18 protein-coding genes and 1 other RNA gene are annotated in these 20,547 nt (G+C 66.2%); 12 read left to right on the top strand and 7 right to left on the bottom strand.

Features of this window, described 5'->3' with window-relative positions:
* Nucleotides 1-12 precede the first annotated feature (12 nt).
* Both rmuC and Sa4125_RS01125 read left to right on the top strand, forming a co-directional pair.
* A complete protein-coding gene (gene rmuC / locus Sa4125_RS01130; RefSeq protein WP_224002824.1) occupies nt 13-1,167 on the top strand; it encodes a DNA recombination protein RmuC in 1,155 nt (384 codons plus the stop codon).
* A gap of 242 nt (nt 1,168-1,409) precedes the next feature.
* Nucleotides 1,410-2,849 carry a serine protease gene (locus tag Sa4125_RS01125; protein WP_224002822.1) on the top strand — a complete coding sequence of 480 codons (1,440 nt, stop codon included), beginning with the start codon at nt 1,410-1,412 and terminating at the stop codon, nt 2,847-2,849.
* 39 nt (nt 2,850-2,888) lie between these two features.
* Here Sa4125_RS01125 and Sa4125_RS01120 read toward each other — a convergent pair whose 3' ends face one another.
* The 5 genes from Sa4125_RS01120 to ffs form a co-directional block, all read right to left on the bottom strand.
* Nucleotides 2,889-4,124: a lytic murein transglycosylase gene (locus Sa4125_RS01120; protein ID WP_224002820.1), complete on the bottom strand. Its 1,236-nt coding sequence runs from the start codon at nt 4,122-4,124 to the stop codon at nt 2,889-2,891.
* A gap of 105 nt (nt 4,125-4,229) precedes the next feature.
* Nucleotides 4,230-4,835 carry a recombination mediator RecR gene (gene recR / locus Sa4125_RS01115; protein WP_224002818.1) on the bottom strand — a complete coding sequence of 202 codons (606 nt, stop codon included), beginning with the start codon at nt 4,833-4,835 and terminating at the stop codon, nt 4,230-4,232.
* A gap of 23 nt (nt 4,836-4,858) precedes the next feature.
* Nucleotides 4,859-5,182, bottom strand: a complete 324-nt coding sequence (locus tag Sa4125_RS01110) for a YbaB/EbfC family nucleoid-associated protein (protein WP_224002816.1) — start codon at nt 5,180-5,182, stop codon at nt 4,859-4,861.
* A gap of 15 nt (nt 5,183-5,197) precedes the next feature.
* Nucleotides 5,198-7,177, bottom strand: a complete 1,980-nt coding sequence (locus Sa4125_RS01105; protein WP_224002814.1) for a DNA polymerase III subunit gamma/tau — start codon at nt 7,175-7,177, stop codon at nt 5,198-5,200.
* A gap of 326 nt (nt 7,178-7,503) precedes the next feature.
* Nucleotides 7,504-7,600, bottom strand: an RNA gene (gene ffs, locus Sa4125_RS01100) — signal recognition particle sRNA small type.
* Between the two features lie 87 nt (nt 7,601-7,687).
* On the opposite strand from ffs, the gene Sa4125_RS01095 reads away from it, so the two are divergent.
* Together Sa4125_RS01095 and nudC are read left to right on the top strand one after the other, a co-directional pair.
* Nucleotides 7,688-8,101: an HIT family protein gene (locus Sa4125_RS01095; protein ID WP_224002812.1), complete on the top strand. Its 414-nt coding sequence runs from the start codon at nt 7,688-7,690 to the stop codon at nt 8,099-8,101.
* Nucleotides 8,098-9,033: an NAD(+) diphosphatase gene (gene nudC, locus Sa4125_RS01090; protein WP_224002810.1), complete on the top strand. Its 936-nt coding sequence runs from the start codon at nt 8,098-8,100 to the stop codon at nt 9,031-9,033. Before Sa4125_RS01095 ends, nudC begins: the two co-directional genes overlap by 4 nt.
* A gap of 22 nt (nt 9,034-9,055) precedes the next feature.
* Here nudC and Sa4125_RS01085 read toward each other — a convergent pair whose 3' ends face one another.
* Together Sa4125_RS01085 and Sa4125_RS01080 are read right to left on the bottom strand one after the other, a co-directional pair.
* Nucleotides 9,056-9,961, bottom strand: a complete 906-nt coding sequence (locus Sa4125_RS01085) for a prephenate dehydratase (protein WP_224007409.1) — start codon at nt 9,959-9,961, stop codon at nt 9,056-9,058.
* A 32-nt stretch (nt 9,962-9,993) separates the two neighbouring features.
* Nucleotides 9,994-10,743, bottom strand: coding sequence for a 3-deoxy-manno-octulosonate cytidylyltransferase (locus tag Sa4125_RS01080; protein ID WP_224002809.1), 750 nt, complete (start codon nt 10,741-10,743; stop codon nt 9,994-9,996).
* 194 nt (nt 10,744-10,937) lie between these two features.
* Here Sa4125_RS01080 and Sa4125_RS24290 point away from each other — a divergent pair, with 194 nt between their 5' ends.
* From Sa4125_RS24290 to Sa4125_RS01035, 8 genes are all read left to right on the top strand, one after another.
* On the top strand, nt 10,938-12,248 hold the full coding sequence (locus Sa4125_RS24290; RefSeq protein ID WP_345944307.1) for a cytochrome c family protein: 1,311 nt from the start codon (nt 10,938-10,940) through the stop codon (nt 12,246-12,248).
* A 265-nt stretch (nt 12,249-12,513) separates the two neighbouring features.
* Entirely contained in the window at nt 12,514-14,496 is a 1,983-nt protein-coding gene (locus Sa4125_RS01065; protein ID WP_224002807.1) for an extracellular solute-binding protein, read from the top strand.
* Nucleotides 14,493-16,370: an extracellular solute-binding protein gene (locus Sa4125_RS01060; RefSeq protein ID WP_224002804.1), complete on the top strand. Its 1,878-nt coding sequence runs from the start codon at nt 14,493-14,495 to the stop codon at nt 16,368-16,370. Before Sa4125_RS01065 ends, Sa4125_RS01060 begins: the two co-directional genes overlap by 4 nt.
* 89 nt (nt 16,371-16,459) lie before the next feature.
* The gene (locus tag Sa4125_RS01055; protein WP_224002802.1) at nt 16,460-17,548 is read left to right on the top strand and encodes a microcin C ABC transporter permease YejB; all 1,089 of its coding nucleotides are present in this window, start codon (nt 16,460-16,462) and stop codon (nt 17,546-17,548) included.
* Between the two features lie 124 nt (nt 17,549-17,672).
* A complete protein-coding gene (locus Sa4125_RS01050) occupies nt 17,673-18,794 on the top strand; it encodes an ABC transporter permease (RefSeq protein WP_224007402.1) in 1,122 nt (373 codons plus the stop codon).
* Between the two features lie 7 nt (nt 18,795-18,801).
* Nucleotides 18,802-19,029 carry a hypothetical protein gene (locus tag Sa4125_RS01045; RefSeq protein ID WP_224002800.1) on the top strand — a complete coding sequence of 76 codons (228 nt, stop codon included), beginning with the start codon at nt 18,802-18,804 and terminating at the stop codon, nt 19,027-19,029.
* Nucleotides 19,026-19,469: a type II toxin-antitoxin system VapC family toxin gene (locus tag Sa4125_RS01040; RefSeq protein ID WP_224002798.1), complete on the top strand. Its 444-nt coding sequence runs from the start codon at nt 19,026-19,028 to the stop codon at nt 19,467-19,469. Before Sa4125_RS01045 ends, Sa4125_RS01040 begins: the two co-directional genes overlap by 4 nt.
* Entirely contained in the window at nt 19,462-20,547 is a 1,086-nt protein-coding gene (locus tag Sa4125_RS01035; RefSeq protein ID WP_224002796.1) for a cation diffusion facilitator family transporter, read from the top strand. The genes Sa4125_RS01040 and Sa4125_RS01035 overlap by 8 nt, the downstream gene beginning before the upstream one ends.

Genomic DNA, 20,547 nt, shown 5'->3' with positions numbered 1-20,547 from the left:
TAACATCTCGAGATGAGCCTCGACTCCCTCCTCACTCTCTTGGACGTCCCCCTCTTCACCGTCGCCGGCCGCTCAGTCGGCCTCGGCACGACGCTTCTAGCCGGTGCGTTGGTGGTGGCGCTGGGCCTTGTCTGGCGCGGGCGCGGGTCCGGCCACGAGGCCGAAAGGCTGGACGCGATCCTGCAGGCGCAGGCCGAGGTCAACGGCCGGATGCAGAGCATGGCGGAGATCTTCGCGGCCCGGCAGGGCGACATGACGCGCACGCTCGCCGAAAGGCTCGACGGCATGTCGTCGCGCGTCGGCCAGTCTATCGCCGCGACGACGAAGGAAACGCAGGAAAGCTTGTCGGGTCTGGCCGAGCGGCTGGCCGTGATCGACCGGGCGCAGGGACGGATCGTCGACCTCGCCGGCGAAGTCGTGCGGCTGCAGGACATCCTCTCCAACAAGCAGACCCGCGGCGCCTTCGGCCAGGGGCGGATGGAGGCGATCGTGATGGATGGGCTGCCCACCGGCGCCTATTCCTTCCAGGCGACGCTGTCGAACGGCAAGCGACCGGACTGCCTCATCACCATGCCGAATGGCGCGCCATCGCTGGCCATCGACGCGAAATTTCCGCTCGAGTCCTGGAGCGCCTTCCGCGAAGCCGAGGACGAGGCGCACCGGCTGTTTTCGGCGCAGCGCCTGCGCCGGGACATGGATGTCCATGTGAAGGCGATCGCGGAAAAGTATCTCCTGCCCGGCGAGACGCAGGATACCGCCTTTCTGTTCGTGCCATCGGAATCGATCTTCGGCGAGTTGCACGAGCATTTCGCCGACATCGTGCAGAAGGCACACCGCGCGCGCGTGGTGATCGTCTCGCCGTCACTGCTGATGCTCTCGATCCAGGTTGTGCAGGCCATCCTGCGCGATACGCGGATGCGCCAGGAAGCCGGCGAAATCCAGAAGGAGGTGCGGCTCCTGACCGAGGATCTCGGGCGCCTCGACGCCCGGGTCGCGGCGTTGAAGACCCACTTTTCCCAGGCCGGCCGCGATGTCGACCAGATCCTTGTCTCGACCGAAAAGCTCCTGAAGCGCGGCGAACGGATCGAGGCTGTGGAGCTTGGCGACCACCATGCGTCGCCAGGTTCGCTATCGCCTTCGATGACCTTTGGTAAGGTCGCGGAGTAATATCCAGAGCTGAAAAGGTCATTTTCTGGAAGGGCCGTCGCCAACGACACGGAGACGTTACCGAAATCTGAATAAAGCGCGGATCGAATCAGGCATTCTGTCCGTTTGATGCCGGAACCTCGTCCTTGGAGAGTGTCATGCGCCGCGCATACTGGGCACTCTCGATTGCCCTGGCCGTTTCAACGGCAAGCCATATTTCGATGTCATGGGCGGCCCAAGAGGCGCCCGGAGCGACCGCCGCGGTGGCGACGACCGCTGTCGCGGATACGGCTTCTCTCGCTCAGGTGTACAACGAAGAGACCGACGTCGATTTTCGCCGGGGCATGCAGATTCGTCTCGGCTGGACCGGGGATTACGCTGGGCCATTCACCGGAAGCATTGATGCCGGCGGTCTGAGGGCGATCCGGTACTTCCAGGCTCGGCACGGCCTCGAGGCGAGCGGCGTCATCGACGAGCAACTCCTGAAGCGCCTGGTGTCGGAAAGCGATTCGGCCCAGGCCGCGGCGGGCTACCAGATGGTGGAAGACCGCACGACGGGCATGCGGCTCGGTCTGCCACTGGCATTGGTTCGCGATGGAGGACCGACCGAGGTCGGTCGTGTCTGGCGCTCGCCTGACCGCGCGATCGAGATCGAAGCCGTTCGGATGGACGAGGCGGGCGGCAGCCTCTCGGCGCTCTACGACGTGTTGAAGCGTCCGGGCGGCGAACGAAGCATCACAACTGCAGAATTGTCGGACGAATCCTTTCTCATCACGGGCCATGATGGCGGACGACACTACAGCCTGCGTTTTGTCGGCCGCGGTGCCGACCTGCGCGGCATCGCCATCTCCTTCGACGATCGTGCCGCTGCTTCCATGACGCCCTATACGGTCGTCGCGCTGCAGCTCTTCGATCCATTTGACGAAGCCGGTTACGGCCACCTCGTCGCCGGCGTGGATGAGGTGCCGATGACGGAGGCTGCCGGGCATGCCTCCGGCGAGTTCGGCAGGGATCCTTTCGCCGCCCTCTTCGATATCACCGCGCCCTCTTCCGCCGGCACCGATGCGCCGCGAGACGGTGACATGGACTCGTCCGGCTCCGGATTTGTGGTCTCGCGCGACGGTTGGGTCCTGACAAATGCCCATGTGGCAGGGTCATGCGCCCAGGTTCTGGTCGGTCACTACGGTCCGGCCGATGCGGTGATCCTCGACAAGGAAAACGATCTGGCATTGCTCCATATCGATGCGCAGCTGGGCTCGCCTCTGCCGATCGCCGCCGGAATGCCCCGGCTCGGCGAGGATGTGCTTGCCCTCGGCTTTCCCCTGCGCTCCATCCTGGCCGACAGCCTGAACGTAACGCGCGGCAATGTCTCGTCCCTCCTCGGACTCGCCAATGACTCCCGCTACCTGCAGATTTCCGCGGCCGTCCAGCCCGGCAATTCCGGCGGCCCCCTCGTCGACCTCTCCGGCCGCGTCGTCGGCGTCGTCACCGCCAAGCTCGATGCGGTCGCGATCGCCGATGCCACCGGAGACATCCCGCAGTCGATCAATTTCGCCATCCGTCCCGATGCGGTGACAGGCTTTCTTGCAGCCAATGGCGTCTCATTCGCCTCTGCGCCAGCGCCGACGCACTTCGCCAGCGTTGCCGACACCACTGCAGATGCCGCGGCGTCGGTGCTCCCGATCCTCTGCCTCGGCGGCTGACACCGGAGATGGCGGCGCGATCCTGGTTCTGTCCGGCCGTCATTTCAGACGGGCGGCCAGGCTCTGGCTCGGCCAGCAGGTCGGCGGCAGGCCGGCACTCGCTTCGAAGGCCCCGATCGACCGCCGCGTCTTGAAGCCTGGCAGGCCGTCGGCGCCGCCGACATCGTAGCCGCGCACCACCAGTTTTTCCTGCATCCGCGCGACGTCGCCGCGGGTCATGCCATCGACCCGCACCCAATCCCCATTGAAAGCGCCGCCGCCGGCCATCCGGTCGGCGACATGGCCGATGAAGAGGGCGTAAAGGTCGGAATTGTTGTAGACTTTCAGCGTGTAGAAATTCGGCGTCGCGATAAAGGCGGGCCCGTTGCGCCCGGCCGGCATCAGGAGATGGCCGGGGGCGCGCAGCTCTCCCGGCGGGAAGGCCCGGCCGGAGACGCGAGTCACGCCGGCGTCGACGAAGTCCCGGATCGGCCGGCCCTTGTCGGGGCCTTCGACGGCGCAGGAGATGGCGTCCGGCACATTCGCCTCGAAACCCCAGTCGCGGCCGGCGACCCAGCCGGCCTTCTGCAGATAGTGGCCGATCGAGGCGAGCGTATCGGGCACCGAATTCCAGATGTCGCGGCGGCCGTCGCCGTCCGCGTCGACCGCATAGGCCAGGAATTTCGACGGCATGAACTGCGGCTGGCCGAGCGCACCGGCCCAGGACGAGCGCATCTCGGACACCTTCAGATGGCCGTCGGCGACGATCTCGAGGGCCGCCAGAAGCTCGCCCCGGAACATCTCCTTGCGACGCGCGAGATAAGCCTTGGTGGCCAGCACCTCGAAGGCGTTGTGCGGGATCTTGGCGGCACCAAAGCCCGATTCGCGCCCCCAGATCGCGACGATGATCGCGGCGGGAACGCCCGTCTCCTTCTCGATCCGGGAAAGAACGGCGCGGTGCGTCGCCAGCAGACCGCGGCCCCGGGCGGCAAGATTGGCGACGGCCGATTCGCCGAAATAGGCCGACGGGCTCTGGAACTCGGCCTGGTAGTTGTTCTCCTCGACCTTCGCGGCGTCGCCAGGAAGCTGCAGGTCTGGGAGCTTCAGATTGGGCTTCACGCCCTTGAAGGCAGCGTCGAAGATTGGCCGCGGCACGCCCCGCGACTTGGCGGCTGGCCAGATGTCGGTTTCGAGAAAGCGCTGGAACCCCTTGGCGATGTCGCCGGTCTGCGCCGCGGCCGGAAAGGCCAGCAGGAGAAGGGTCAGGAAGGCGGCCAGCCGGGCAGCAAGGGTCATCGGGCATCGTCTCCGGTTGGTCGCTTATTGGGCTGGGGCCAGAAAATCGCCGCCCCGAGGCAGCAAACCTGTGCAGGGAAGACGGCAAGCCGAAGGCAGGCCGTCTCAGAACGCGGTGCGCGCCCGCATCGCGGCCGACAGCGTGCCCTCGTCGAGATAGTCGAGCTCGCCGCCGACGGGAACACCGTGGGCGAGGCGGGTGATCCTGACGTCGAATTCGGCGAGCTGGTCGGTCAGGTAATGCGCGGTCGTCTGCCCCTCGACCGTGGCGTTGACGGCGATGATCACCTCGCGCACCGCGCCCCTGGCGACCCGCTCGACCAGCTGCCGGATCGTCAGATCGTCCGGGCCGACCCCGTCGAGCGGCGACAGGACGCCGCCCAGCACATGGTAGCCGGCATTGAGCGCCTTCGCCCGCTCCAGCGCCCAGAGGTCGGAGACATCCTCGACGACGACGACGAGCGACTGGTCGCGCGAAGGATCGCAGCAGACGGTGCAGGGATCGCTCGTATCGATATTGCCGCAGACCGAGCAGATGAGCACGCGCTCCAGCGCCTGCGTCATCGCCTGCGCCAGCGGCCCGAGAAGCTGCTCCTTGCGCTTGACGAGGTGCAGCGTGGCGCGCCGGGCCGAGCGCGGCCCGAGGCCCGGAAGCTTCGCGAGCAGCTGGATCAGCCGCTCGATCTCCGGACCGGCGATGGGTTTTGCCATGGTTCAGTCGTTTCGGGCGGAGGTCAGAAGGGCAGTTTCAGGCCGGCGGGAAGCTGCAGGCCGGAGGTCAGCTCCTGAGTCTTTTCCTGGATGATCGCCTCCAGCTTCGACTTGGCGTCGTTGTGGGCGGCGATCACGAGGTCTTCCAGGATCTCGGCCTCGTCGGGCTTGGCGAGCGAGGGATCGATCTTGAGGACCGACATCTCGCCGCGCCCGTTCAGCGTCACCGCGACAAGCCCCCCGCCGGACTGGCCGGTGGCGGTGATCTCGGCGATCTCCTGCTGCAGACCCTGCATCTTTTCCTGCATGGCCTTGGCCTGCTTCATCATGCCCATGATGTCTTTCATGACTTTGTATTCTCCCTAGAGGTCGTCGTCGTCATCATCGGTTTCGATGGGTACATCGTCGACGATATCGGTTTCGCCCGCAGCCGGCGAAAGGGTGAGCGTCGCCGCCTCCGCCGCCAGCGCCTCGCCGCGCAGACGGACGTCGATCACCTTGGCGCCGGGAAACTGCTGCAGGATCGCGGCGACCTCGGGGTCGGCGATGGCGTCCGAGACGAGGGCGTCGCGACGCGCCGCGACCGTCTCCTCGATCGTGCGGCCGCCTTCGGCGCTGGAGATCGTCACCGTCCAGCGCCGACCCGTCCATTCCAGGAGCCGTCGCTGCAGATCGCCCGGGAGCGTGCGGGGCGCGCCATCGGTCAAGGCGACCTCGATGCGTCCCGGCTCGATCTTCACGGGTCGTATATAGCGGCGAAGCGAGACCTGCATCAGCGAATCGCGCTTTTCCTCGGCCAGCGCCACGAGACCCTCCAATGTCCGGATCTCGGGCATGGCCGCCGGCGGCGTCGCCGCGGGTGGGGCGGTTCGCGCATCGCCGCGGGCGGCGATGGCGAGGCGCTGGGGCGCCGCCATGCCGCCTCTCGCCGAACCGTCCGACAGGGCGGACGCCTGCTCTCTGGACACCAGTGTTGCCGCCGACGCCGCGGGCATTGCCGGCATGGCCGCCGTCAAAGGAGCGCCTGCCGGAGCGGCGACATCCGGGGCGGAAGACGCGGCAAGCTGGCGCGTCACGCCAGCGGCCTGGCCGTCCCGCGCCGTTCCCTCGGCCAGAGCCGAGGACGGTGCCAGGCGCGGAACGTCGCCGCCGTCGACGATCAGGCGGGCGAGATCGGACGGGGCGGGGAGATCGGCGGCATAGGCGATGCGGATCAGCGCCATCTCCGCCGCCTGGCGGGGGGTCGAGGCCGCGCGCGTCTCCTCGATCGCCTTCAGCAAGAGCTGCCAGACCTGCGACAGCGTCCGAACCGAGAGCTTTTGCGAGAATTCGAGCCCACGCGCCGATTCGGCCGGCGACAGCGCCGCATCGTCGGCCGAATCGGGCACGAAGCGCAGCGAGGTCACGAGATGGGTGAAATCGGCGAGATCCGACAGGACGACGAGGGGGTCGGCGCCGCCATTGTACTGGTCGCGCAGTTCGCCGAGAGCCGCGGTGGCGTCGCCGCGCATCAGATGCTCGAAAAGGTCGATCACCCGGCCGCGATCGGCAAGGCCCAGCATGTCGCGCACCGCCGCGGATTCCACGCGGCCAGCGCCATGCGAGATCGCCTGGTCGGTCAGGGACAGGGCGTCACGCACCGAGCCCTCGGCAGCGCGGGCGAGAAGGCGCAGCGCTTCCTCGTCGATCTCGACGTTTTCGGCCGCGGCGACCTTGGCGAGATGGCGGATCAGCGTCGCCGCGTCGACGCGGCGCAGGTCGAAACGCTGGCAGCGCGACAGGACGGTGATCGGGACTTTGCGGATCTCGGTCGTGGCGAAGACGAACTTGACGTGCTCCGGCGGCTCTTCCAGCGTCTTCAACAGGCCGTTGAAGGCCTGGTTGGAGAGCATGTGCACCTCGTCGATGATGTACACCTTGTAGCGCGCCGAAACCGGACGGTAGCGCACCTGGGCGATGATTTCGCGGATGTCGTCGATGCCGGTGTGAGAGGCCGCATCCATCTCGACGACGTCGACATGCCTTCCCTCCATGATCGCCTGATCGTGGATGCCGGGGGCGCGCATGTGGATGGTCGGCTCGTGGATTTCGGCCGTCTCGTAATTCAGGGCGCGGGCAAGAATGCGGGCCGTGGTCGTCTTGCCGACGCCGCGCACGCCCGTCAGCATCCAGGCCTGGGCGATGCGGCCGGTCTCGAAGGCATTGGTGAGCGTGCGCACCATCGGCTCCTGGCCGATGAGATCGTCAAAGCTCGCGGGCCGGTATTTGCGCGCCAGGACGCGATAGGCTTCGCCCGCCGGCCCCGGCCCGACGCCGCTCATCACGTTTTCCTGATCGCTCATCGGCGGCCGTCGTCCCTTCGAGTACCGCAAGCGCATGTGGAACGGCGTTGATCGGAGTTCAACGCCGACCTTAGAACAAGCCGCCCTGGTTTTGAAGCGTCCGCGCGGTGGCAAAAGCCATGCGTTCTTCCGGCACGACGGCATCGGCCCGGAGAGTGTCACGACAACGACCGGCACGGGGCGGATGGGGCATGTGGCGAAACCAAGCGCGCGGCAATGAGAAAAAGCAGAGGTGCGCCGATTCTTTTCCGCCCTGCATGAGGGCGCTGCCCGCACTCGTCAGGCCAGGATTGGGACCTGGACGAAGATCGCGCGGCGAGGAAAAGTTGGGAGGCTGGCACGGCGACCCGTGCCTGGCTCGTTGGGGCTGCTTCCTTCCGGACCTGACCCGGTTGGCGAGTGACTCGTCCACCACCAACCTCCCGATCGTGATATCGCCTGCCCCCCTGTAAAATGCAAGCGCCGGCCTAGTTTGATTTGATGGCGATCTCTCTGACGGAAATCTCTTCGATGCGTGGTTTCGCACTCGATCCCCGACTGGCACGCGACACGCTACCGGTGATGGCGCTCGGCCTTTGCGACCTCAGGCTCATGAACGACAGCCGCTGGCCCTGGCTGATCCTCGTGCCGAAGCGACCGGGTATCACCGAAATGCATGACCTCACGCCGCTCGACCAGGCGATGCTGACCTTCGAGACTTCGCTCGTTGCCGGCTGCATGAAAATCATGCTGAAGGCTGCGAAGCTGAACATCGGCATGCTTGGCAACGTCGTCCCGATGCTGCATCTCCATATCATTGCGCGCCAACCGGGCGACACCAACTGGCCAGGGCCGGCCTGGGGCGTCGGCACCGCGCAGCCCTATCCCGATGACGAGGCCATGCGTCTCGTCGACCTGTTTCGCGAGAAGATCCTGGCCCAATGACACGCATCGACCCGATCCTGCCGCGCCCGCAGGATCTTGCCATGGGATTTGCCGGCAATCTCCTGACGCGCGACGGCGAGAACCGGACCGAGGAGACGCTGGCGACAGCCCTCGCCGCCGCCGCCGCCAAGGTCTACCTGACGCTCGACGGCGAATGGCTGTTTCGCGATGCCGATGGCATGGCCGATCCCGGTTTCGACGTGGCGACGGCGCTGGCGCACGCCGAGGCCGACGGCGACAGCGTGCTTCTCGGTCACACGCCGGACGGCAGCGCGCGTCTGGCAATGCGCGCGGCAACCCTCCCCGAAGGCGTCCGCAGCCTTGCCTTGCGTCCCCTGGCGACGAGCGGGCTCCTCGACTCAGACACCGAGGGGCAGCTCGGCCAGGCCGAGCATTTTCTCGCCTGGCACCGGCGGTCGCGTTTTTGCGGCAGGTGCGGAACGGTGACGCTCGCGGAAGCGGCGGGCTATCGGCGTCGCTGTCCGAACTGCGGCGACGTGCATTTTCCGCGGACCGACCCGGTCTCGATCATGCTGATCCACGACGGCAAGGGCCGCTGCATCCTCGGCCGCTCCGCCCGCTTCCCCGACAAGATGTGGTCGTGCCTTGCCGGCTTCATCGAGCCCGGCGAAACGCTGGAGGACGCCGTGCGCCGGGAGACGCTGGAAGAGGCAGGCGTCAGCGTCGGGCCGGTCGACTACTTCGCCTCGCAGCCCTGGCCGTTTCCAGGCTCGCTGATGATCGGTTGCCTGGCGCTGGCGACGAGCACGGAGATCGTCTTCGACACGGTGGAGCTGGAGGCCTGCCGGTGGTTCGAGCGCGACGAGGTGCAGGCGATGCTCGACGAAACGCATCCGGATGGCCTGACGGCGCCGAAGAGTTTTGCCATCGCCCATCATCTCGTCAGGGCTTTTGTCGAGACACTGCCGTAACGATCTTCGCGGCCGTCGGCGGCTATTCCGCCGGCGTCAGAAACCGCTGGCGGTCCGAGGCCCCCTTGTAGACGCCGAGAATCTCCATCGCCGCCGAGAAGAACTTCAGTTCGTGCAGCGCGCGCGCGGCGGCGGGATCGTGCGGGTGGCCCTCGATGTCGGCATAGAACTGCGTTGCCGAAAAGCTGCCGCCGACCTGGTAGCTCTCGAGCTTGGTCATGTTGACGCCATTGGTGGCAAAGCCGCCAAGTGCCTTGTAGAGCGCGGCGGGGATGTTGCGCACGCGGAAGACGAAGGTCGTCACCATGTCCCGGCTGACCGCCTCGGCGTCGGCCGAGCGCTCCGCCCAGAGGGCCTCGTCGCCCGCGCCATGACGCGACAGGACGACGAAGCGCGTCATGTTGTCCTCGGCGTCCTCGACGTTCTCCTTCAGGATGTCGAGGCCGTAGAGTTCGGCGGCAAGGCGGGGCGCCAGCGCCGCCATGGAGCGGTCGCCGGCCTCCGACACGATCCGTGCCGCGCCCGCCGTATCCCCGGCGACGACCGGCTTCCAGCCATTCGACCGGATGATCGCGCGGCATTGGCCGAGCGCATGGATATGGCTGTGGACGCTCTTGATTTCCGACAGCGCGACGCCCGGCAGTGCCATCAGCTGGAAACGGATCGGCAGGAAATACTCGCCGACGATCTTCAGGCCCGAGATCGGCAGGAGATGGTGAATGTCTGCGACGCGCCCGGCGATCGAGTTCTCGATCGGGATCATGGCCAGATCCGCCTCGCCGTGGGTGACGGCGGCAAAGGCGTCCTCGAAGGAGGGGCATGGCAGCGGCTGCATGGCCGGGAACATGTTGCGGCAGGCGGTATCGGAATTGGCACCCGCTTCGCCCTGGAAGGAAATGCAGTTGGTCGAGGGCGCCGCGGTCTTCATCTGCATCGTCTCTTCTGTCTGTTCTGCCATGCTCATCGAACCGCCTGCCCGGAGGCTGTGCCGAACATCGCCCGCGCCCTCTCCAGATCGTCGGGCGCGTCGACCCCGAGCGGCACCCCCGTCACGATCTCGGCGTCGATGCGCATGCCCGCCTCCAGCGCCCTGAGCTGCTCGAGCTTTTCGCGCTTTTCCAGCGGCGAGGGCGGGAGCGTCACGAAACGTTCGAGCGCTGTACGCCGATAGGCGTAGAGCCCGATATGGTGGAACAGCGGCCCCTCCCCCCAGGGCGCGGTGGCCCGGGTGAAGTAGAGCGCCCGCAGCCGTGTCGGGCCGAGGGGCGAGCCGACCAGCTTCACGACATTGGGGTTGATTCGCTCGTCTTCCTCGGTGATCTCGGCGGCAAGCGTCGCGATGTCGCAGCGAGGATCCTCGAAGGGCGCCAGAACCTGGCGGACGAGTTCGGGCTCGATCGTCGGCAGGTCGCCCTGCAGGTTGATCACCGTCTCGACGCCGCCGTCCGGGTCAAGTGTCTGCAGGGCTTCGAAGATCCGGTCGGAGCCGGAGGGGTGCTCGGCGCGCGTCATCACCGCCTCGAAACCGTGCGAACGCAGGCATTCGAGGATCTCCCCGGTGTCGGTCGCCACGACCACGCGGCCGAGCCCGGTGGCCGTCGCGCGCTCGGCGACGCGCACGATCATCGGCAGTCCGCCGATGTCGGCGAGCGGCTTTCCGGGCAGGCGCGTCGAGGCCATTCGGGCCGGGATCAGGATGAGGTTCGACATCGGGTCCTGCGAAACTTGGAAACCTGCTAAGGAGCGGATTGAATGATCGCCACCACAGTGTCAAAAGGTGGCCCTGCGCGCGCCTTCTATAGGTGTTGCCATCAATCCGCAAAAGCCCAGTTTCCGCGCGGCTTCTGCAAGTGCCACAGCGGCCGCGACATGCTGGCCCATCAGACCCGGGAGCCGTCCTGTCCATGGATTCGTTCGAGGCCAATAAGATCTTCGGCGCCATTCTGGGGACGATCTTCGTCGTCTTCGGTGGCAGCCTGCTGGCCAGCAGCATCTATCATTCCGAAGTGCCGGAGACGCCGGGCTATGCGATCGTCGCCGCCGAGGCGCCCGCCGCCGGCGAGGCCCCTGCCGCGGCCGCCGAGGATCCGCCAGTCGCGACCCTGCTCGCCGCCGCCGACCCCGAGAAGGGCGCGGCCGAGTTCAAGAAGTGCCAGGCCTGCCACAGCGGCGAAGAAGGCGGCCCGAACAAGGTCGGCCCGCATCTCTGGGACGTCGTGAACCGCCCGATCGCCGCCGTTGGCGACTTCTCCTACTCCGCCGCCATGAAGGAATTTTCGCAGGGCGGGTCGGTGAACTGGGACTACGACCACCTCGATCACTTCATCAAGGCGCCCAAGCAGTACGTTCCGGGCACCGCGATGGGCTATGCCGGCCTGAAGAATCCGCAGGGCCGCGCCGATCTCATCGCCTATCTGCGCACGCTCGCCGCCACCCCGGCCGCGCTGCCCGACCCGGCTGCGGCCGCGCCTGCCGACGCCGCAGCCGCACCGGACGCCGATGGCACTGCGCCGACCGCGGATGCCGTGCCGCCGCCAGCCGATCCGGCAGCGCCGCCAGCGCCTGCCGATCCTGCAGCCGCTGCCGCGACGCCGGCTGAAGCACCGGCTGCAGAAGCTGCCGCCGCCGCTCCGGCCGAGGCAGCTTCTGCAGCGCCCGCTCCTGCGGCAGCACCTGCTACTCCAGCACCGGCAGCCCCCGCTCCCGCCGCGGCGCCCGCTCCGGCTGCCCCTGCCGCGGCGCCGGCTGCACCTGCTGCGGCCGCCCCGGCAGCACCCGCGGCCCCTGCCGCACCAGCCCCCGCGGCTGCACCGGCCGCAGCACCGGCAGACGGCGCAGCTGTCGCGCCGGCCGCGCCGGCCGCCGTGCAGACCGCTTCGGCGGGCGATGCCAAGGCGGGCGCCGCGGTCTTCAAGCGGTGCCAGGCCTGCCACGCCGTTGGCCCGAACGCCGCCAACAAGGTCGGCCCCGAGCTGAACGGCATCATCGGCGAGGCGGTCGCGGGGGTCGAAGGCTACAACTTCTCGCCCGCGCTGAAGGCCTTCGCCGGTGCCAATCCGGTCTGGACCGAAGCACTGATGACGGAGTGGCTGACCAATCCGAAGGGCCTCGTTCCCGGCACCAAGATGGCCTTCCCCGGCCTGAAGAAGCCCGAGGAACTCGCCAACGTCATCGCCTATCTCGCCAGTTTCGACGAGACCGGCGCGACCAAGTAGCATCGCCGTCACCGCGGCATCGATCGAGGGTCCCGATTCGCGTCGGGGCCCTTTTTCTATGGCGGGGTTCGAGGCGTCGGCTGACGCTGCGCCGCTGATGTCTGGCTGTTGTCTGGCTGTGGGCCTTGCCTGTCCGTGGAACGGCCGGCCAGTATGGGTGCAACGGCTGGCGTGACGATGAAACTTTCGTCATGCTCGCAAATGCGCCGAACGAAGGCCACAAAGGGTCGCAAACGTCCCTTGGCCCCTCAGACCGGAGATCCCCTTGCCGTTGACCCCGCGATACGCCCTGCTTCTGGCCTGCCTTGTCACGCCGATCGCCACCTTCCCGGCGTGGACACAGGAAGCAGTTCCGGCAGCGACCGCGAACCAGCAACAGGGAGCATCTCCAGCGACAGGCACCGCACCGGCGGCCGCAGCGACCGCCGCCGCACCTGCAGCCGTGGTTCAGGGCGACTGGATGACATCGTCCGGCATCATTCAACCCTCCCGCTACCCCTCGGGGTTTGCCCACTACGACTACGTCAACCCTGCGGCCCCGAAGGGTGGCGACCTCAACAAGGTCGCGCCCGGCACTTTCGACAGCTTCAACCCCTTCACGGTCACGGGGACGCCGGCGGCCGGTTTCGCCAACTTCGGCGGCGGGCTCAACTACGACACGCTGATGGAGCAGTCGACGGACGAGCCCGGCGTCAGCCACGGCCTGATCGCCGAGGCGATACGGTTTCCCAGCGACTTCTCCTCCGTCTCCTTCCGGCTGAACCCGGCCGCCAGATGGCATGACGGCGTGCCGATCACGCCGGAGGACGTGGTGTGGAGCTACGAGACCCTCACGGAGCTTCACCCGCAATGGTCGGCCTACTACCGCAATGTGACGAAAGCGGAGAAGACGGGCGAACGGGAGGTCACCTTCACCTTCGACCAGGTCGGCAACCGCGAGCTCCCCAACATCATGGGCGATCTCACGGTCCTGCCGAAGCATTTCTGGTTGGACAAGGATGCCAGCGGCAAGCCGCGCGACATCACCCAGTCGACCCTTGAACCCCCGCTGGGGTCGGGGCCTTACAAGGTCGAGAGCTTTGCTCCGGGCAACAATATCGTCTGGGCGCGGGTCAAGGATTACTGGGCCGAAAATCATCCGCTGCGCATCGGGCGCAACAATTTCGACCGCCTCCGCTACACCTATTTCCGCGATCAGGATTCCGCCTGGGAAGCCTTCAAGAAAGGCGGGCTCGACGACTATCGCGCGGAGAACAGGGCGCAGAAATGGTCCGAGGGCTACAACTTTCCGGCCGTCGACCGCGGGGACGTCGTGAAGATGACCTATGAGGACGGCGGCGTGCAGGCCTTTCAAGGCTTCGTTCTCAACACCCGCCGGGAAAAATTCAGCGATCGCCGCGTCCGCCAGGCGCTGACGCTCGCCTATAATTTCTCCGAGATGAACCGGACGCTGTTTTACGGTCTCTATGAGCGGACGACATCCTATTACGGCAACAGCGAGCTGGCCGCGACGGGACTTCCGAGCCCCGAGGAACTGGCGCTGCTGAATCCCCTGAAGGATCAGCTTCCGCCGGAAGTCTTCACCGAACCCTTCGTCCTGCCGGACTACAGCCAGCCCAATGCCGACAGAACCTATCTGCGCCAGTCCCTCGGCCTCTTGAAGGAGGCGGGATACGAGCTTCGCGGGACCAGCCTCCTCGAACCCAAGTCCGGGCAGCCCTTCTCGATCGAATTTCTGGCCCCCGACCCCATCTCGACCCGGGTCATCGAGCCCTTCGCGATCCAGTTGAGACGCCTCGGCATCAAGACGAACATCCGTGTGGTGGACCCCAGCCAGTATGTCGCGCTGACGGAAAGCTTCGATTTCGACGTGACGACCGACGTCTTTTCCCAGTCGCTGTCGCCCGGTAACGAGCAGCGCGATTTCTGGGGCTCGGAAGCCGCGACGCGGTCGGGCAGCCGGAACTCGCCCGGCATCGAGAACCCGGCCGTCGACGCCCTGATCGACAAGATCATCTATGCCGGGGATCGCGAGACGCTGGTGGCGGCGACACGGGCCCTCGACCGCGTTCTCCTGTGGAATTTCTACGCGGTTCCGCAATATCATCTGAAGGGCAACTGGCTGGCCTACTGGAACAAGTTCGGCATGCCCGAGCGGCAGCCAGCCTATACCGGTCTCGATGTTTTCTCGTGGTGGATCAAGCCGGCCAGCACCGCCCCGACGGCGGCCGCGCCGACGGTCCAATGAGCACCGCCCTCTCTGCCTTCTCCCGCCGCCGCTTCGGCCAACTGGTCCTCGGCAGCGGCGTGGCCGCCATGCTGCCGCGCGCAAGCTTCGCCGCGGTGCCGACGCAAACGCCCCTGCATGGCCTTTCCGCCTTCGGCGAGCTGAAATACGGACCGGATTATGCCGGCTTCGACTATGCCAGTCCCGATGCGCCGGACGGCGGCCGGATCCGCTATTCCGTGCCGAGCTGGTTCTTCAACCAGTCGGTACAGACCTTCGATACGCTGAATACCTTCGTTCTCAGGGGCAACGCCCCACCGCGCATCGAAAAGCTCTACGACTCGCTGATGACCTCGTCGCTGGACGAGCCGGACAGCCTCTACTGCGCGCTGGCCGAAAGCCTGTCGATCTCGGACGACCGCAACACCTATACCTTCCGCCTGCGGCCGGAAGCGCGTTTCTCCACTGGCGCCGCGGTGACCGCCGAGGACGTCGCCTTCTCCTACCTGACCATCAAGGACAAGGGGCATCCCTCCCTGGTGGCGCTGCTGCGAACGGTGGCCGACGTGGTGGCGGTGGATGCCGCTACCGTGAAGCTGGTCTTCACCGGCCGCCAGACGCCGCAGGACGCGCTCGGGGCGCTCGGCATCCCGATCGTGCCGAAAGCCTTCTTCGACGGCCGCGTTTTCGACACCACCGATCTCACCGAGATTCCCGGCAGCGGGCTGTACAGCGTCGGCCGCTTCTCCGTCGGCCGCTTCATCGAATACGAAAGGCGCGCGGACTACTGGGCGAAGGACATGCCCTTCGCCCGCGGCCTCAATCATTTCCAGACCATCCGCATCGACTTCTTCCGCGATCGGCAGCCGGCGCTGGAAGCCTTCAAGAAGGGGGAGATCGACTTTCGCGAGGAGTTCACGACCCGCAGCTGGGCGACCGAATACGATTTTCCCGCCGTCAAGGATAAGCGCGTCGTCAAGACCGAGTTCGCGCTGGACAAGCTGCCGCGCTTCCAGTGCTGGGCCCTGAACCAGCGGCGCGAACGCTTCCGGGACGTGCGGGTCAGGCGAGCGATCAACCTCTGCTTCGACTTCGAATGGACGAACGCCAATCTTCTCTTTGGCCTCAGAACCCATTCCGACTCCTGCTTCGAGGGCTCCGACTTCAAGGCGACCGGCACGCCCTCCCCCGAGGAGCTGGCGATCCTCGGGCCCTTGCGCGGCAGCATCCCGGACGAGGTGTTCGGCCCGGTCTGGGTTCAGCCCGTGAGCGACGGCAGCGGCAGCGACCGGAAGCTTCTGCGCGAGGCCTCGCAGCTTTTTGCCGCCGCGGGCTGGAAACAGGGTCCGGGCGGGCTCGTGAACGGGAAGGGCGAAGTCTTCCGGCTGGAGTTCATGATCAACGGCCAGGAGCAGTCCCGAGTCTACGGGAAATTCTTCGACACGCTGCGCCGGCTCGGGATCGATGCGAGCTTCCGTCTGGTCGACGAGGCGCAGTACCAGGACCGCCAGTCGAACTTCGACTACGACATGATCCTCGCCGCTTTCGGCTTTACCGCGACACAGACGAAGTCCGGCCTCGACCTCTTCTTCGGCAGCTCCTCGCGCGACAGTCCCGGATCCTACAACTTTCCCGGAATGGCGGATAAGGGTGTCGACGCCCTCATCGACAAGGTGGGAGCCGCGACGACACGCGCCGACATGACGACGGCCATGCGCTGCCTCGACCGGGTGCTCCGGGCGCGTCTCGACTGGCTTCCCAACATCAACGGCGGGGCGCGCCGTGTTGCATACTGGGACATGTTCGGATTCAAGGAGAAGCCGGACTACGGCTTTCCCGTCGAATCGCTCTGGTGGTTCGATGTGGACAGGGCAAAGGCCATCGGCCGGGCCTAGAACGCCGTTCTGGTCCCAGGGCCATCGCCGGCGCATAGACGTATGGCATCTGCGCCTTCGCCGATGCCAAACCAGGGTGACGAGTTTTCATGGGCGCCTACATCCTTCGACGGCTCTTGCTGATGATCCCGACGCTGCTCGGCATCATGGCGATTTCCTTTGCCGTCATCCAGTTCGCGCCCGGCGGGCCGGTGGAGCAGGTGATCGCCAACCTGCAGGGCCAGGGCAGCAACGGCGCCGACCGCATCGGCGGCGGCACGAGCGATTTCGGCGGGCAGAGCAGCTCGGAGAATTCCGGCTATCGCGGTGCACAGGGCCTCGACCCCGCCTTTATCGCCAAGCTCGAACAGCAGTTCGGCTTCGACAAGCCGCCGCTCGAGCGGTTCGGCAAGATGATCTGGGACTACAGCCGTTTCCAGTTCGGCGAGAGCTATTTCCGCTCCGTCTCGGTGCTCGACCTGATCGTCGAGAAGATGCCGGTGTCGATCTCGCTCGGCCTCTGGATCACGCTCCTGTCCTACGGCATCTCGATCCCGCTCGGCATCCGCAAGGCGCTGAAGGACGGGTCGAGCTTCGACGTCTGGACCTCCGGCGTCATCATCGTCGCCTACGCCATTCCCGGCTTCCTCTTCGCCATCCTCCTCATCGTCCTGTTCGCCGGCGGCTCGTTCTGGGACCTGTTCCCGCTGCGCGGTCTCACTTCAGACAACTGGGCGCAGATGTCCTGGCCGGAAAAGATCGCCGACTATTTCTGGCATCTGACGCTGCCTTTGATCGCGCTGTCGCTCTCGGCCTTCGCCACGACGACGCTCTTGACCAAGAACTCGTTCCTGGAGGAGATCCGCAAGCAGTATGTGACGACGGCGCGGGCCAAGGGCCTGACGGAAAACAAGATCCTCTACGGCCACGTCTTTCGCAACGCCATGCTGATCATCGTCGCCGGCTTTCCCGGCGCCTTCATCTCGGCCTTCTTCGCCGGCTCGCTTCTGATCGAGACGATCTTCTCGCTCGACGGGCTCGGGCTGCTGGGCTTTGAATCCATCTACAAGCGCGACTATCCCGTGGTGTTTGCGACGCTCTACATCTTCTCGCTGATCGGCCTCGTCACCGCGCTGATCTCCGATCTCACCTACACCTGGATCGATCCGCGCATCGATTTCGAGAAGCGGGAGGTCTGAGATGGATACGCCCCGCAACAACCAGCCGCCCGCCGATGCACGCGAAGAGCGCGCCGCCTCGTCCATCCCCTCGGCCGTCGAGGCGCGCGAGGACGCCGCGATCGACAGCGCCGGCACCGCGCAGATGGCGCCTTCCGCGCAGGTCGTGCGCAGCCGCCTTTCGCCGCTGAACCAGCGCCGGCTGCAGAATTTCCGCGCCAACCGCCGCGGCGTCTGGTCGTTCTGGATCTTTCTCTTCCTGTTCTTCGGCACGCTCGGGGCCGAGTTCGTCGCCAACGACAAGCCGCTGCTGGTCGAATACAAGGGCGAGTACTACGCCCCGATCTTCAAGGACTATCCCGAGGAAGTCTTCGGTGGCTTCCTGCCGGTGACCGACTACCGCGACCCCTTCGTGCAGGAGGAGATCCGCGGCAATGGCTGGATGATCTGGCCGCCGATCCGCTACTCCTATCGCACCGTCAACAACGAGATCCCGACGCCGGCCCCCTCCGCCCCGTCCTGGACATTCTCGAAGGAAGAGCGCTGCGCGCAGTACCCGCAAGGGGTGAACGACCCGAATTGCACCTTCGGCAACATGAACTGGCTCGGCACCGACGACCAGGCGCGCGACGTGCTCTCGCGCCTCATCTACGGCTTTCGCATCTCCGTGCTGTTCGGACTGATCCTGACGGGCCTGTCGGCCGTCATCGGCGTCGCGGCGGGCGCGGTACAGGGCTATTTCGGCGGCTGGGTCGACCTCTTGTTCCAGCGCTTCATCGAGATCTGGACCTCGATCCCGGTGCTCTATCTGCTGCTCATCATCGCCGCGATCCTGCCACCCGGCTTCTGGATTCTCCTCGGCATCATGCTCCTGTTCTCCTGGGTCGCCTTCGTCGGCGTCGTCCGGGCGGAGTTTTTGCGGGCGCGCAACTTCGAATATGTGACGGCGGCGCGGGCGCTCGGAGTCGGCGACTGGACGATCATGGTCCGCCATTTGCTGCCGAATGCGACGGTGGCGACGCTGACCTTCCTGCCCTTCATCCTCAACGGCTCGATCACCACCCTCACCTCGCTCGACTTCCTCGGCTTCGGCCTCCCCCCCGGCTCGCCCTCGCTCGGCGAACTCCTCGCCCAGGGCAAGAACAACCTGCAGGCACCCTGGCTCGGCATCTCCGGTTTCGTGGTACTCTCCCTGATGCTGTCGCTGCTCGTCTTCGTCGGCGAGGCGGTGCGCGACGCGTTCGATCCGAGGAAGAGTTTTCGGTGAGGGTGGGATGAACGAAGCGAGAAAGTTCATTGTCGACGACGTCGCCGCCGGAGAATTGCCGGAGCGACTGCGGGGCGCCTTCGGGGCAGACGATCTCGTGCGCGTGACCGTCGAGGAGATACCCGCCGACAGAAAGCCGCGATATCTGCGCTATTGGGGCGCGGCGAGCCACCTGGGAACGACGACCGAAGAGGCAGTGGCCCGCATCCGTGCGCTCAGGGACGAGTGGGATTGAGGCCGCCCCGTGTCTACCTCGATACCAACGCAATCATCGCCTTTGTCGAGGAGCAGCATAAGAGTCTCCGCTCCATCTTCGAGATGTCGGAGAAGGGAATGTGCCATCTCGTCACAAGCCAGATCACTCTGGCAGAGGTGCTGGTCCGCCCCATGAAGGAGAAGCAGGACTGGCTCATCGCGCTCTACGAAGAACTCTTGCACGAAGATCGCCTCCTGGACGTCCGGCCAATCGATATGCCGATTCTTCGCGAAAGCGCAAAGTTGCGCGTTGCCCTGAACGGCAAACTTCCTGACAGCATCCATGTGGCGACGGCACTCTCGGAGAAGTGCAGCGTCTTGATTTCATCGGACAAGCGCTTGCGAGTTCCGCCGGGGCTTCGGTGCATTTCGGTCGATGACCCGAATATCGACAAGCTGGAGGGCTGGCCGCATGTTTGACCGCAAGGTGCCCCATGCCGACCACTCCCATGCCCCCGGCTCTTCCCACGCCGATCACGACCACGCCGGCCATGCCAGCGAGAAGCGCCTGATCTGGGCCGCCGCTTTGACCGGCGGGTTCATGCTGGCGGAGATCGCCGGCGGCCTGATCTCGGGCTCGCTGGCGCTGCTCGCCGATGCCGGGCACATGTTCGTCGACTTCGCCGGCCTGTCGCTCGCTCTGTTCGCCATGCGCCTGGCGCGGCGGCCGGCGGATGCCAGGCGCAGCTATGGCTACGACCGGTTCCAGATTCTCGTCGCCTATTCCAACGGGCTCGTCCTCTTCGGCATCGCGCTGTTCATCGGATTCGAGGCGTGGCGACGGCTATCCGAGCCGGTCGAGATCCTCGGCGGGCCGATGCTGGCGGTGGCGGTCGGCGGGCTTTTCGTCAACGTCGCGGCCTTCTTCGTCCTCCACGGCGGCGACAAGGACGACATGAACATGCGCGGCGCCCTGCTGCACGTCGCCGGCGACCTCCTCGGCTCGCTCGCGGCCATCGCCGCCTCGCTGGTGATCCTCTTCACCGGCTGGATGCCGATCGATCCGATCCTGTCGGTTCTGGTCGCCGTTCTGATCCTCGGCAACGCCTATGGCCTCGTGCGCGACTCCGGCCACATCCTCCTCGAGGGCACGCCGAAAGGCATCGACAGCGCCGATGTCGGGCCGCATCTGAGGGCGTCCATCCCCGGTCTCGTCGACATCCACCATGTGCATGTCTGGGCGATCACGCCCAAACGCTGCGCCGCGACTCTGCATGCCCGGATCGCGGATGGCACCGAGGCCGCCGGCACGATTCGCGCGATCAAGCGCGAAATGGCGGCGCGTTTTGGCATCGCGCATGTGACCGTCGAGATCGAGCATGACGCCTGCGCCGACGCCGCGGGAGACGGCACCTCCGACCCCCGTCACGACCATGATAGCGATCACGGTCATGATCATGGTGGGAAGGCCGAGCATGCGGCGACCGGCGTCTCGGTCGCCGATCGCCCGGTCGTCCGTCACGACCATCCAAGCCGACCGCTGGGAGCCACAGCATGA

This window comes from Aureimonas sp. SA4125 (assembly GCF_019973775.1).
Lineage (GTDB): Bacteria > Pseudomonadota > Alphaproteobacteria > Rhizobiales > Rhizobiaceae > Plantimonas.
This window is presented reverse-complemented; position numbering and strand designations above follow the sequence as displayed.

Bases quoted from the DNA above. Each gene is read 5' to 3' on its own strand.
- Sa4125_RS01085 (WP_224007409.1), bottom strand. From the start codon at position 9,961: ATGAAGACCGCGGCGCCCTCGACCAACTGCATTTCCTTCCAGGGCGAA.
- Sa4125_RS01050 (WP_224007402.1), top strand. From the start codon at position 17,673: ATGGCGCCTTCCGCGCAGGTCGTGCGCAGCCGCCTTTCGCCGCTGAAC.
- Sa4125_RS01060 (WP_224002804.1), top strand. From the start codon at position 14,493: ATGAGCACCGCCCTCTCTGCCTTCTCCCGCCGCCGCTTCGGCCAACTG.
- nudC (WP_224002810.1), top strand. From the start codon at position 8,098: ATGACACGCATCGACCCGATCCTGCCGCGCCCGCAGGATCTTGCCATG.
- Sa4125_RS24290 (WP_345944307.1), top strand. From the start codon at position 10,938: ATGGATTCGTTCGAGGCCAATAAGATCTTCGGCGCCATTCTGGGGACG.
- Sa4125_RS01035 (WP_224002796.1), top strand. From the start codon at position 19,462: ATGTTTGACCGCAAGGTGCCCCATGCCGACCACTCCCATGCCCCCGGC.
- Sa4125_RS01045 (WP_224002800.1), top strand. From the start codon at position 18,802: ATGAACGAAGCGAGAAAGTTCATTGTCGACGACGTCGCCGCCGGAGAA.
- Sa4125_RS01095 (WP_224002812.1), top strand. From the start codon at position 7,688: ATGCGTGGTTTCGCACTCGATCCCCGACTGGCACGCGACACGCTACCG.
- Sa4125_RS01080 (WP_224002809.1), bottom strand. From the start codon at position 10,743: ATGTCGAACCTCATCCTGATCCCGGCCCGAATGGCCTCGACGCGCCTG.
- Sa4125_RS01105 (WP_224002814.1), bottom strand. From the start codon at position 7,177: ATGAGCGATCAGGAAAACGTGATGAGCGGCGTCGGGCCGGGGCCGGCG.
- Sa4125_RS01110 (WP_224002816.1), bottom strand. From the start codon at position 5,182: ATGAAAGACATCATGGGCATGATGAAGCAGGCCAAGGCCATGCAGGAA.
- recR (WP_224002818.1), bottom strand. From the start codon at position 4,835: ATGGCAAAACCCATCGCCGGTCCGGAGATCGAGCGGCTGATCCAGCTG.
- Sa4125_RS01120 (WP_224002820.1), bottom strand. From the start codon at position 4,124: ATGACCCTTGCTGCCCGGCTGGCCGCCTTCCTGACCCTTCTCCTGCTG.
- Sa4125_RS01055 (WP_224002802.1), top strand. From the start codon at position 16,460: ATGGGCGCCTACATCCTTCGACGGCTCTTGCTGATGATCCCGACGCTG.
- rmuC (WP_224002824.1), top strand. From the start codon at position 13: ATGAGCCTCGACTCCCTCCTCACTCTCTTGGACGTCCCCCTCTTCACC.